The sequence below is a fragment of the Armatimonas sp. genome, assembly GCF_964826245.1.
On the sequence record NZ_CBAYMC010000128.1, the window covers coordinates 1 to 12,511 of the forward strand.

The 12,511-nt window shown below is 57.9% G+C and carries 9 protein-coding genes and 1 pseudogene; 5 read left to right on the forward strand and 5 right to left on the reverse strand.

The window, feature by feature from the left end; translation table 11 throughout:
- The 3 genes and pseudogenes from AC1XOS_RS13150 to AC1XOS_RS13160 form a co-directional block, all read left to right on the forward strand.
- Nucleotides 1-271: pseudogene (locus tag AC1XOS_RS13150) on the forward strand (hypothetical protein); the annotation flags it as partial.
- Nucleotides 272-343: 72 nt separating this feature from the next.
- On the forward strand, nucleotides 344-919 hold the full coding sequence (locus AC1XOS_RS13155) for a helix-turn-helix domain-containing protein (RefSeq protein WP_481962678.1): 576 nt from the start codon (nucleotides 344-346) through the stop codon (nucleotides 917-919).
- Between the two features lie 14 nt (nucleotides 920-933).
- Nucleotides 934-2,247: a TlpA family protein disulfide reductase gene (locus AC1XOS_RS13160; RefSeq protein WP_481962679.1), complete on the forward strand. Its 1,314-nt coding sequence runs from the start codon at nucleotides 934-936 to the stop codon at nucleotides 2,245-2,247.
- 48 nt (nucleotides 2,248-2,295) lie between these two features.
- Here AC1XOS_RS13160 and AC1XOS_RS13165 read toward each other — a convergent pair whose 3' ends face one another.
- The 5 genes from AC1XOS_RS13165 to hisD are packed head-to-tail and all read right to left on the reverse strand — an operon-like array spanning nucleotide 2,296 to nucleotide 7,864.
- Nucleotides 2,296-3,159: an amidohydrolase family protein gene (locus AC1XOS_RS13165; protein ID WP_481962680.1), complete on the reverse strand. Its 864-nt coding sequence runs from the start codon at nucleotides 3,157-3,159 to the stop codon at nucleotides 2,296-2,298.
- Between the two features lie 46 nt (nucleotides 3,160-3,205).
- Complete coding sequence (locus AC1XOS_RS13170) at nucleotides 3,206-4,618, reverse strand: FAD-binding oxidoreductase (RefSeq protein ID WP_481962681.1); 1,413 nt, start codon at nucleotides 4,616-4,618, stop codon at nucleotides 3,206-3,208.
- A 5-nt stretch (nucleotides 4,619-4,623) separates the two neighbouring features.
- Nucleotides 4,624-5,334, reverse strand: a complete 711-nt coding sequence (locus tag AC1XOS_RS13175; RefSeq protein ID WP_481962682.1) for an SDR family NAD(P)-dependent oxidoreductase — start codon at nucleotides 5,332-5,334, stop codon at nucleotides 4,624-4,626.
- Nucleotides 5,335-5,344: 10 nt separating this feature from the next.
- Complete coding sequence (locus tag AC1XOS_RS13180; protein WP_481962683.1) at nucleotides 5,345-6,517, reverse strand: polysaccharide deacetylase family protein; 1,173 nt, start codon at nucleotides 6,515-6,517, stop codon at nucleotides 5,345-5,347.
- Between the two features lie 54 nt (nucleotides 6,518-6,571).
- Nucleotides 6,572-7,864: a histidinol dehydrogenase gene (hisD, locus tag AC1XOS_RS13185; RefSeq protein ID WP_481962684.1), complete on the reverse strand. Its 1,293-nt coding sequence runs from the start codon at nucleotides 7,862-7,864 to the stop codon at nucleotides 6,572-6,574.
- Nucleotides 7,865-8,038: 174 nt separating this feature from the next.
- Between hisD and AC1XOS_RS13190 the strand changes: the two genes are divergently transcribed.
- Both AC1XOS_RS13190 and AC1XOS_RS13195 read left to right on the forward strand, forming a co-directional pair.
- Nucleotides 8,039-10,594, forward strand: a complete 2,556-nt coding sequence (locus AC1XOS_RS13190) for a DEAD/DEAH box helicase family protein (RefSeq protein ID WP_481962685.1) — start codon at nucleotides 8,039-8,041, stop codon at nucleotides 10,592-10,594.
- A gap of 261 nt (nucleotides 10,595-10,855) precedes the next feature.
- Nucleotides 10,856-12,511, forward strand: a 1,656-nt coding sequence (locus AC1XOS_RS13195; RefSeq protein WP_481962686.1) for an N-6 DNA methylase, incomplete at its 3' end; no start/stop codon positions are given.

The following is a 12,511-nucleotide window of genomic DNA, read 5'->3' on the forward strand; positions in this document are numbered from 1 at the left end:
GTTATTAATTGTCCTGCACCCGCTTGACTCTCGTATTGGGAAGCATAAGTTTTTAATGGGAATGATGTGGGTAGGAAGCATTTCCTATAGCCTCTATCTCACGCACCATTATATCTTGCGGGTAGTTCTTCAGCTATTTGAAAAACTCCGATTGCCTGACCCAAGTGGAGTTTTGGGGTTGTTGATCGGAGTTTTGGGGAGCCTTGGGTTTGCGCTCCTCTTCCACCGTTTTTGCGAGAAACCCTTTCTGAAAAAGCGACCTGTCAATTAAGAGAGAGGCGTTTCTACTGGGACTGTCTGAACTGGTTGACACTCCGGCTGTGATCGGCTACACTGCCCCCATATGGACCCACAGACACTTGGCGCACGTATTCAGCGCATCCGGCAGCGCCAGAATTTTTCGGTTCGTGATCTGGCGGATAAGGCAGGAGTCAATAAAAATACGATCCTGCGCCTCGAAAAAGGACTCACACCCTCCTACGCCACACTGAACCGGGTCTGCGAGGCACTCGGAGTCCATGTCGCGCAGCTCACACAGCCGGAGCCAGAAGAAGAGCATACCATTGCGCTGCATGCCCGTGCTCTGGAAGGCCGGGAGCCGCTTGCCGCCGACGAGTCGGTTCTGCTCTCGGCGCTACGCTGTCGTCTCCCTGGAGGGCGGGTTAACTCGGCGATCATGGAGCTTTATGGTGAGAGTGAGTCTACCACACACCCCGGCGAGGAGCTGGTTTTCTGTCTGCGAGGCAGCGCTAAAGTCTCGGTTGCCGGACGCACCTATCTCTTAGGGGAGGGCGATGCGGCGACTTTCTGGAGCGCGGAGCGCCATAGCTATGGCCCTGCTGATGACGCTACCGAGGAGCAGCTCCCGGTGATCTTACTGATGGTTTGGGTGGATGCCCGCGAGAGTGAGCGGGTCTGAAAGGGATTTTTAAGATGATACTACAAGCACTGATTCTACCTCTGGCGCTGATGGCGCAGCCGCAGCAACAAGGCCAGCGCGTTCCTCCCGTGGCACAGGCACAGCTGACGCTTCAGGCGGATGGAGCCAAGCAGCTAGGCTACATGCCCATTCGCGCTGATTTGGGGGAGACAAAACCGGCGGGTGTGACCAAGGAACCATCGTATATGGGTAAGCCTCGCTATGCGGTGATTAAGCTGGGAACGGGGCCCAAAGCGGATCATGTCGCCGTTGTGGATGAGCCCGCTGGCGGTGAGTTCAAGATGTACTTCGATGCCAATGGCAATGGTGATCTGACGGACGATGGCGATGGAAAGTGGGTCAAGAAAAACGAGGCACAGGGCCGCACTGTCTATGGAGTCAATAGTGTCGTCGCCAAAGTTACCTACGCCGGGCGCAACGGGCAGGAGACGACGGGCGATTATGGCCTGGGGCTGTACCGGATTGTCTCCGCGACTCCGATGAACTATCTGCTCTACTACCGCGAAGCTGCTCGCGTTGGGGAGATAAAACTGGGCGAAAAGACCTACAAAGTCACGCTGGCGGAAAACGATTCCGATGGCCTTTTTAACAAGCGCATCAACGACGACGGCAAGCCGGTAAACATGCGCGGCGAGCTTCTACCGGAAACCACCAAGCAGAATGCCGTCTGGGTTATCTTTGAGGGTGAGGACAAGAAGAAAACCGCACGCCTCGATGCCCGTGCTCCGTTTACTCTGGATGGCAAGGTCTACGAAGCGCGGATTGGGGCAAATGGTGAGCGCTTTGCTCTCGTTGCCTCAGAGCGCAAGCCCCAAAAGGTGGCGGTCGCTGCGGCACGCAAGCCGCTTCTCGCCGTTGGGATGCCCGCACCAGACTTTACGGTCTACACGCTCGACGGTAAGCCGATCAAGCTCTCCGATCTCAAGGGCAAGATTGTGGTGATGGACTTCTGGGCGACTTGGTGTGGCCCCTGCATGCAGACCATGCCCCATATCGAGAAGACCTGGCAGAAACTCAAGGGCCGCGACGATGTGACGGTGCTGGGGGTCTGTGTTTGGGACGAAAAAGCGGCCTACGAGAAGTGGGTGCCTGAGAACAAAGCCAAGTTCTCCTTCCCGCTGGTCTTCGATCCTGCCGCGAAAGACAATGCTTCTTCGATTGCCTCCAAGCTCTACAACGTGAGCGGCATCCCCACTACCTATATTATTGATAAAGAGGGCAAGATCGCTGCAAGCTTTGTGGGCTCCAAGGATATCCCGGAGGGGGTGGATCCCGCGCTGAAGAAACTCGGAATCCCAGTCGAGTAAAGCCAAAAGAATCGCCCACTAGCAATGTGCTGGCGGGCGATTTTTCTATTATAGTCCGTAAAACTTAGCGGCGTTATCGTGGAAGAGCTTGCGCTTGTCTTCGTCGGAGCTGTCTTTGAGAATCTCATGGAGCGTCTCTACCCAGCCACGGAATGTTGAGGTGAGGTTGCAGACCGGCCAGTCGCCGCCAAACATCACGCGATCTATTCCGAAAGCCTCAATCGTGGGAAGAACCACAGGAGTGAGGGCCTCCGCTTTGTTCATGCCAGGCTTCACGGTCTTGATAATCCCCGAGACCTTGCAGACGATATTGGGGCGCTTGGCCAGCTCTTTCATGTCGCGCTCCCACTGCGCCTGGTTCGGGTTACCCGCCGCGCCGTTGCCGCAGTGGTCGAGGATAAATCTCGTCTTGGGGCACTTGTCCACAAGTTTTGCGGCGTCGGCGAGCTCCGTGGGGCGGATGCAGATATCAAAGCTCAGTCCCAGCTCGCCCAATAACTGAATGTTTTTCACGTAGGTCGGCTGGAGGCAGAGACCTTTGGGAGCGTCAGGGACTTGGAGAACCTGGCGCAGACCCTTGATGTAGGGGCGGTAGGGGCTCTTGGTCAGGGACTTGGCGTAGGCAGCAAAGCCCGGAAGCGCGGGGCGGCACGAGACCACGGCGGCGGCCATGACGGTTTTGTGGCTAGCCGAGAGCCCCGCGACGTACTTTGCCTCCGCGACTTGCTCTTTCGTCGCGACATCCACTTCCATGTAGACCGTCTTGACCACGTTTAGCCCTGCTGTGGCCTTGGCGTACTCGGGAAGTCCCATACTGTGGTTGAGCTTAGGCTCTGTTTTGAGCCAGGGCGGCTGGAATTTCTTAAAATCCCAGAGGTGCTGGTGCGTGTCGATAATCGGAATGGTGTCCATACTAAAAGCGTCCTTACAACGTCGTTAGCGCCGATTGTACCATTTTTTATGGCTGGAAAATACGGCGATAGAGATCGGTCTGAAACAGTCCCTCAGGGTCAAGCTGGTGCTTAAGCATCCGAAACTGCTGGACACGCTCCTCTGTCAGATAGCTCTGGAGGCGGCTGGGGTGGAGCGTGCTGTCCTTGGCAAAGTAGAAGCGCCCCCCGGCGGCAATCACCAAGGCATCGAGCTCCGCCGCCAGAGCCCAGACCTGTTTTCTGTTTTTTGCCGTCAGCTTAAAATCCAGGGCAAACGAGTAGCCATCTACGGAGTGCGTCATCAGAAACGGGTCGGTCCTGTGGCGCTTGAAGACTCCCAGATACGGGACGATTCCGCGCTTCTGGCAGAGCGCGAGCTGATCGGCGAAGCATTTTTCGGCGGTCTCTTTGGGGATAAAGCTCTGGTACTGGATCAGGCCGCCGGGCAGATAGGCGTATTTCCAACCAGGGACATAGTCCAGCAGAAACGCAAAGCCCGCGTGTGTGACATCATGCACTTTTCCCTGCGTGAGTGTCACCGACGAGAGGTACTTGGCGAAGTTGATGGCCCGCATCCCGAGATTGTTGGTGAAGGGCTGGATAAACTTCCACATGATGCTCTTGGGAATGAGCCCAAAGAGTGTGTCGGGGAGCTCCTGGTGCGCCACTTGCAGGGTCTGGGCGGGAATGGTGTCCTCGCCGGGCTTCAGGTAGTCTGCACGATGAATCTGGCCACGTCCGCTCTGCTCACCCGCACCAAAGCAGTCCACCCAGCCGACTAAGTAGTCTGAGTCAGGCAGGTGCTTGTCGAACTCTGAGAACATCTCGCGCCAGTTTTTGACGCCAATCGGCGTCACTCTGAGATGGCCTGAGTGGACTTTCTTCAGCTCGATCTTGATACGGGTAAAGACGCCCAGCATCCCAAAGCCCCCAATCGCCGCATGAAACAGCTCGGGGTTTTGTTCACGGTTGCAGGTGTGCAGCTCGCCCTCGGAAGTTAGTAGATCGAACTCTAAGATATGATCGCCAATCGTCCCGACGCGAAAGTTGTTCTTGCCATGAATGTTCATCGCCGCGGCTCCCGCGAGCGTCGGAAACATCGTCCCCGAGACCACGTAGGGCCACCAGCCATCGCCGAGTGTGTACTGCCAGAGCTGCTTGATCGTCACGCCAGGCTCGCACTCTGCAACGCCTTTTAGGGGGTCCCAGGAGAGAATTCGATTCATGCGCGTAATATCGAGAACCACGTTTTCCGCCCCCAGCGATGCATCCCCGTACGAGCAGCCCGCGCCACGTAAGGCCACAAAACGCCCACTCTGCCGCGCCGCCTCCAGCGCGTCTTTGATCCCCGCTATAGTCGTCGGGCGGAAGACATAGCTCGTGGTGTGGGTGTTCATGCCCCACGCACTCACCCGCTCCACTCGGTCTTTCGGAAGCACGCAGCTCAAAACTTTAGCCTCTGCATGATCGGCGAAGGGAGGGCACGGATAATCGCAAAGACATACTTGAGAATCCCGGGGACATAGACCACGCGCTTGCCTGTCCGCGCCGCTGCTAAAATCTGCCGCGCTGCCTCGGCGGCGGGGAGCTTCTTGCCAACATGCTCTGCGGCCATTGGCGTGTCCGTCGGGCCGGGCTTGATGGTGACAACGCGGACACCTTTCGTGCCCACGCGGTTTCGAAGCGACTCTAGGTAGCTCTCGAAAAATGCCTTGCTCGCGCCATAGACCGGCTTAGGGGCACGGCCACGATCGCCCGCCACGGAGCCGATTCCCACAATCGTGCCACTGCCTGCCTGCCCGAAGCGCTGTGCTGCCTCGTTGAGCCACGCCACGGCACCTAAAATATTGACATCTACCATCTGCTTGTCTTTCTCAAAGCAGAACTCATCGGGGCCGACAGAGGGCATCACGCCCGAGGCGTAGACGATTAGGTCAAGCCCGCCAAGCTCTAAACAAATCTGCTGAAAGAGAGCGGGAGCTGCCGCGAAGTCCGTGACATCGTGGGCATAGTTTCGGATATTCTCGCCGCTTGGTTCTGTGCGCCGAGCGACCGAGGCGACCTGGCAGCCGCTTGCCGCAAGCTGCAAGACCAGCTCACGCCCGATCCCCGAAGAACCTCCCACGACAATGGCCCGGTAAAATTGCTGTGACATACACCCTAGATTATGGGTGTTTCATCGTTTTCGCTACAGTTGCTGCGGTTTTTTTCTTTGCTGCGGTGGCGGGCTTTGTTTTCGCCTTTGCTTTCGGTGTCGCGGCTTGGCCGTAGAAGACCACGGGGAGCTTGCCGGGGCGGTTGGGCGAGACGAAGTCCTGCCAGCTCTTGGGGACGGTCATCGTGCTAGGGTTGCCATCGCTGACATAGAGTTTCCCCGCTTTTTCGAGGCGCGCGAAGACATGCTCAAAGTAGCCTGGGTCAACACCGATGCGATCTACTTCTTTGGGGTTGAAGCGCTTGTCGCCCGGGGCAAAGGACTCATCCCCCCAGGCCTTGAAGGCGACTAAGTTCTTGTACTGGCCTTGTGGGTCGTTGAGGATAACTCCCCAGGTGCTCTTGTCTTTGGGGTAGGAGCCGTAGGGGACACAGAATGTGTCCATCGTGGCATTGGGGGCGAGCTTGCGAATATCGCGCACACAGCCCCAGACGGCCTCGCGCACTTGGGCAGCGTTCATCGGTGCCATGTTCTTATGGGCAAAGCTGTGGTTGGAGAGCTCGTAGCCGTTGGCAACGAGCCACTGGCACTTTTTCGCTTCAAGTCCCGCTTGCCAGAACGGCGTCGGGTTGTAGGAGGACTTGGGGAGTGCAAAGAAGGTGCCTGCACGGGGCCACTTCTCTCCGTACTTCTTGTGGTAGCTCTCTAAAATCCCCAGGATGCAGTTCGGCGCAATGGAGCCATCGGGCTTCATCCAAAACTGCGAGCCACGGGCATCGTCAAAGGTCAGTACAACCGGGGTCATGCCCGCAGGAACCGCTTGGAGCTTCTCGGGGATATAGATATCGCGGGCATTCATGGGATACCAGCCCGCCTTAACCATCATGTCCAAGTGCTTGCGGAAGGCCGTTCCCGGAATATTCAGGCCGCGCTTATCGTACTTTCCGCCCTTCTCATCCACGGAGTGGTACATGATGATCGGAATACGCCCGATCTCATTGGCCTTGAGCTTGATCGCCTCAGGGCTAGCGGTGGCAGGAGCCTGTGCGTATGCGACTCCGGTGTTCGCCGTGGCGAAGAGGGACGACGTGCTCTTGTCCACAGTACGGAGGGAGAAGGCAGCTCCTCCGATAGCTGCGGTGCTTCCGGCAGCCAGGAGAAGGGTAAGGCGCTTAGTGTTCATGATTTGCAGCTAACAGTCTATCAAGTTTACGTACTGTTCACCAATGAAAAAACACTATACTGCGGCGCGTGCATGGCCCTCTAGCCCTTCGTAGCGGCCAAATATCTGGGCGACTTCGGCGAGGGATTTCGCGGTCTCTTGGTCAAAGTGGAGGATGCTGGATTTTTTCAAGAAATCATCCACATTGAGCGGCGAGGCAAATCGGGCACAGCCTGCGGTGGGTAGCGTGTGGCTCGGCCCCGCAACGTAGTCTCCCAGTGCGGCGTTGCTATGTGGCCCGAGCAAAATAGCCCCCGCATTCTCGATACGCGGCAGCACGGTCCAAGGCTCGGTGCAGAGGACGTGCAAGTGCTCTGGAGCGTAGGCATTGATTACCGCAATCGCCTGGTTGAGGTCTTCGGTGAGGGCTAGAAAAGAGCGCTCGGCCAGCGCCTTACGCACAATATCGGCGCGGGGTAAGTCCCTCAGCTGGCGCTCAATGGCTTCGAGAATGGCCTCCGCAATCGGCTCACTGCTACTGGCCAGGAGCGCGGAGTTGAGCGGGTCGTGCTCGGTCTGGCAGATCAGCTCACGGGCGGCTGTCTCCGGGTCGGTGGTGTGATCCACGAGCACCGCGACCTCGCTGGGACCGGCGAGCATGTCTATTCCGACCGTGCCAAAGACCTGGCGCTTGGCCAGATTGACATAGACATTGCCCGGTCCGACGATCTTATCCACTCTTGGGATGCTCTTGGTTCCGTAGGCCAGCGCCCCGATTGCCTGCGCCCCGCCAATCGCATAAATCTCCGTGATCCCTGCCAGCGCTGCCGCTGCGAGGGTGCCATCGGGAGGCAGGCCGGTCTCCTTGGACGGTGGCGTGGTGAGCGCAATCTCTTTGACCCCCGCGACGCGTGCCGGAACCCCGACCATGAGCACGGTGCTGGGGTAGGCCGCCGCGCCGCCGGGAATGTAGATGCCTACTCGGCGCAGCGGAGAGATTTTTTGGCCGAGCAGCTCCCCCGCACTCCCAAGAGTCACCCAGGATTCTTTGAGCTGCCGCCGGTGAAAGTCCGCGATCCGCGCCGCTGACTTCTCCATCGCGGCCCAGAGTGGAGTGGCTTGAATGCGCACTGTCGCCGCCGCAATCGCGTCATCAGGGACACGGAGCACGCTTGCCTCGGCAAAATCAAAGCGCCGCGTGTAGGCCAGAGCGGCAGTGTCGCCGTCGGTTTTGACGGCGGCGAGAATCTCACGGACAGTCTGTTCCGCAGAGTCTTGGATGTCGGAAAAACGGGTATCAAAGAGGGCACGGGCGGACTCTAGGGTGGCGGACTGGGGGGAAGTAAGACGGAAATCTAGGCGGTGCATAGGTTGGTATTGTACCCGGTTGCCCTCCTCTGGTTTACCCTCCTCTGGTTTACCCTCCTCTGGTTTACCCTCCTCCCCCGGCCCCTCCTCCCAATCCTGGGAGGAGGGGGAGGAGGGGGGAGAGGGGCTGATATACTTTAGACAGCATAGCACCATTGAGGAGTTCCTGTAGTTATGGCGGCAAAAGAGGCACAAGCACGAGTCAAGATTAACAAGCTACTCGAAGTGGCTGGATGGCGCTTCTTCGACGATGCAAGTGGGAAGGCAAACGTTGCACTAGAACCCAATGTGACCTTGACTCGTGATGCAGTTGATGAACTTGGGGAGAACTTTGAAAAGATCTCCAAAGGTTTTGTGGATTTTCTGCTGCTTGATATGCAGGGCTTCCCACAGGTGGTCTTGGAGGCGAAAGCGGAGCATACTCAACCGCTGACTGCAAAGGAGCAAGCCAGGACATATGCTAAATCTCTGAACTGCCGCTTTGTGATTCTTTCTAATGGGAACCTGCATTATTTTTGGGATCTTAAACAGGGGAACCCTCAGCAGATTTCGAGCTTTCCAACTCCTGAGTCGCTGACGAGCTATGTGGAATTTCAGCCTGATGGGGAGAAGCTCGCGGGTGAGCCTGTCGAGCGTGACTATATTGTGCGGACACAGCTTCCCGGCTATCAAGACTTGGCAGGTTGGAAAAACGAGGCCGAGCGTAGTGTGTTTGTGGAGAAGAACCATCTGCGCTTTCTGAGGGAGTATCAGCTTCGGGCAGTGAAGGCACTTCAGGCGGCGGTTCGTGAGGGAAAGTCACGGTTTCTGTTTGAGATGGCGACGGGGACAGGAAAGACGCTGACATCGGCGGCGGTGCTGAAGCTGTTTCTGCGGACAAGCAATGCGCGTCGGGTGCTGTTTCTGGTGGATCGGCTGGAGCTGGAAGACCAAGCACAGAAAGCGTTTGTGCGTCTGCTGAAAAACGACTACTCCACCGTGATCTATAAAGAGCGCCGCGATGACTGGCGCAGGGCAGAAATTGTAGTCACGACGGTGCAGTCGCTTTTGACAAATAATAAGTACCGGACGCACTTTTCGCCGACGGACTTTGATCTGGTGATCTCCGATGAGGCGCATCGGTCAATCAGTGGGGATGCGCGGGCGGTCTTTGAGTACTTTGTGGGCTATAAGCTGGGGCTGACAGCCACGCCACGGGACTATCTGAAGAGCTTTGACTCAAGTGCGCCCACAAGCCGTGACCCACGCGAGCTGGAGCGCCGCCAGCTTCTAGACACCTACACGACCTTTGGGTGCGAGTCGGGGGAGCCGACGTTTCGGTACTCGCTGCTGGATGGGGTGACCGATGGGTTTCTTATCAATCCCAAAGTGGTGGATGCTCGGACGGATATTACGACGAAGCTGCTCTCGGAAGAGGGCTACGCGGTCGTGGTGGCGCGTGGCGAAGAGTCGGAGGAGGGAGACGCGGAAGAGACGTTCTTTCATCGGGACTTTGAGAAGAAGTTTTTCTCGGAGCCGACCAACCGGATGTTCTGTGAGACATTTCTGCGCCACGCACTCGGTGATCCTATCAGCGGGGAGCTTGGCAAGTCGCTGGTCTTTGCCGTAAGCCAGGCACACGCGACAAAGCTCACCCAGATGCTCAACGAGCTGGCCGAGGTGCTCTTTCCGGGTAAGTACCAGTCGGACTTTGCGGTGCAGGTGACATCGCTGATTCCCGGCGCACAGCAGTATACGATCAACTTTGCCAACAATAACCTGCTGGGCTCGGGGAACTTTATCGAGAGCTACAAGACTAGCAAGGCGCGGGTCTGTGTGACGGTGGGGATGATGACGACCGGCTACGACTGTCCGGATATTCTCAACCTAGCGATGATGCGGCCCATCTTCTCGCCGTCGGAGTTTGTGCAGATCAAGGGGCGCGGGACACGCAAGCACACCTTCACGGAGAACCTCTTCGACGAGGAGCTGAAAGCACAGATCGTCAGCGCAGACGCGGAGAAAGTCGCTTTTAAGCTCTTTGATTTCTTTGGGAACTGTGAGTACTTCGAGGAGAAGTTCAACTACGATGAGATTATCGAGCTGCCACGCCTGCCCACAGGGAAAGTAGGAACCGGCGCACCACCGGGGCCACCGCTGCCCTCCGTTGGGCTCTATGAGAACCATGCTCCCGACCCGCTGAAGCTGATCCGGGAGGAGCAGGTGGGGCTGCTGGGGATGAAGATCGATCGGATGCTCTTTCAGAAGTTTGAGGAGATGGTCAAGGCAGACACGACACTGGCAGAGCATGTCGCGGCGGAGCGCTGGGAGCAGGCGGTGGCCTATGTGTCGGAGAAGGTGCTGGAGAAACCGACTGAGCACTTTACCCTGGAGAAGCTCCGTACGGCGGTCGGGGTAGATCGGCGGCTGGGGCTGCGGGAGATTCTGGAGAAGGTCTTTGGGCGGATCGCGCGCTTCAAGTCGAAAGAGGAGCTACTGGCCGAGGAGTTTGAGAAGTTCGTGCTGGCGTGCAAGGTGGAAGACGTGGAGAACCTCGATGCGCTGCGCTACTTCTTCACGGCGTACCTAACCGATAGCCACCTGCGCGGGATTCTGGAGAGCAAGCGCCTCACGGAGCTCAATACCAACCCCAATTTTGGGATCGCTGACTACCGCGCCGTACCGGAGCCTTGGCGGACACGGATTCCTGAGTACATCAAGGACTATGTCTCGCTTAATGCCTTTCTGTGAGCTTGCCCCGCTTTGCGGCCATCTCCCCCCGCTTCGCGGCCATCTCCCCCCGCTTCGCGGCCATCTCCCCCTCATGGTTCGTTCCTCACCGGGAAGAGGGGCAGCGCAGTAAGGGACGAACGGAGCAGGGAGATGCATCCCTCTTCCCGCGACGAAGGAGCCGCCCCGAGGGCACCCGGGGGAAGAGGGTCGCCGTCTCAGCGGCGGGGAGATGGCCCGAAGGGGCGGCGGGGAGATGGCTACACCGGGTAGAATTCCCGCATGCTTGATGCGGATACGAAACGACGGATTGACTCTTGCCGGGATATGTTGGTGGGGAAAGTGCCTGACCCCAAGAGCCAGGTGGAGCAGATTACGATTGCCCTGATCTACAAGTTCATGGACGACATGGACGCGGCATCGGAGGAGCTGGGGGGGAAGCGGACGTTTTTTGCCGGAGAGTTTGAGCGCTACGCGTGGCCTAAGCTGATGGCCCCGAGCCAAGGCGGCTTTGAGATGCTGGCGCTCTACTCCGAGGCTATCGCGCGGATGAACGAGAACCCCGGGGTGCCGGAGCTGTTTCGGACGATCTTCAAGAACGCCTACCTGCCCTACCGCGACCCGGAGACCCTGCGGGCATTTCTCAAGGAGATCAACACGTTCTCCTACGACCACTCGGAGAAGCTGGGGGATGCGTTTGAGTACCTGCTCTCGGTGCTGGGGAGCCAGGGGGATGCGGGGCAGTTTCGCACGCCGCGCCACATCATTGATTTCCTGGTGGAGGTGGTCGATCCCAAGAAGGATGAGCGCGTCCTCGATCCCGCCTGTGGCACGGCGGGGTTTCTGATCTCCAGCTACAAGCACATTGTCAAGCAGAACTCGCGCACCCGTCCCGGCGACCTGCTCACCGCCGATGAGCGCACGCGGCTGGCGAAGAACTTTATCGGGTATGACATCTCCCCGGACATGGTGCGCCTCTCGCTGGTGAATCTCTACCTGCATGGCTTTCTTCAGCCGCAGATCGAGGAGTACGACACGCTCACTCAAGACGAGAAGTGGAACGAGCACGCCGATGTGATCCTGGCAAACCCGCCGTTTATGTCGCCCAAGGGGGGCATCAAGCCGCACAAGCGCTTCTCGGTGCAGGCGACCCGGAGCGAGGTGCTGTTTGTGGACTACATGGCCGAGCATCTCACGCCGGGCGGTCGGGCGGGGATTGTGGTGCCGGAGGGGATTATCTTCCAGAGTGGCACGGCCTATAAGCAGCTCCGCAAGCTCCTGGTGGACGACTTTCTGATCGCCGTTATCTCCCTGCCCGCCGGGGTGTTCCAGCCCTACAGCGGTGTCAAGACCTCCATCCTCGTGCTGGACAAGCGCCTCGCCAAGCGCACGGAGTCGGTGCTGTTTGTCAAGATCGAGAGCGACGGCTTCTCCCTGGGCGCCCAGCGTCGGGAGATCGCACAAAACGACCTAGAGACCGCCAAGCCCCACCTCGCCGCGTGGCGCACCGCGCTGGAGCAGGGGATACCCTTCGAGGCGAGTGGGTGGGGAAACCTGAGTGTGGTGGAGAAGTCCAAGATCGCCGAGACAGGGGACTACAATCTGAGTGGAGATCGGTATCAGGAAAATACTGCAAATTCTACGTCGTACGCTATGGTTGAACTGGGAAGTGTCGTAGATATTCTAGATAGTCGCCGTCGCCCGATTACAAAACATGACAGGGTTTCCGGCTCTTATCCTTACTATGGGGCGACTGGAATAGTTGACTATGTTCACGAATATATTTTCGACGAACCACTTGTTCTCCTAGGAGAGGATGGGGCGAAATGGGAAGCAGGGGAGCGGTCAGCATTTAAAATTAGTGGCAAGACGTGGGTAAATAACCATGCTCATGTACTACGTCCGATACGGGAAAAGATTTTCGATACATATCTAGTT

Excerpts from the sequence above, each read along its gene's own strand:
- AC1XOS_RS13165 (WP_481962680.1), bottom strand. The coding sequence starts at position 3,159 with ATGGACACCATTCCGATTATCGACACGCACCAGCACCTCTGGGATTTT.
- AC1XOS_RS13155 (WP_481962678.1), top strand. The coding sequence starts at position 344 with ATGGACCCACAGACACTTGGCGCACGTATTCAGCGCATCCGGCAGCGC.
- hisD (WP_481962684.1), bottom strand. The coding sequence starts at position 7,864 with ATGCACCGCCTAGATTTCCGTCTTACTTCCCCCCAGTCCGCCACCCTA.
- AC1XOS_RS13160 (WP_481962679.1), top strand. The coding sequence starts at position 934 with ATGATACTACAAGCACTGATTCTACCTCTGGCGCTGATGGCGCAGCCG.
- AC1XOS_RS13190 (WP_481962685.1), top strand. The coding sequence starts at position 8,039 with ATGGCGGCAAAAGAGGCACAAGCACGAGTCAAGATTAACAAGCTACTC.
- AC1XOS_RS13175 (WP_481962682.1), bottom strand. The coding sequence starts at position 5,334 with ATGTCACAGCAATTTTACCGGGCCATTGTCGTGGGAGGTTCTTCGGGG.
- AC1XOS_RS13180 (WP_481962683.1), bottom strand. The coding sequence starts at position 6,517 with ATGAACACTAAGCGCCTTACCCTTCTCCTGGCTGCCGGAAGCACCGCA.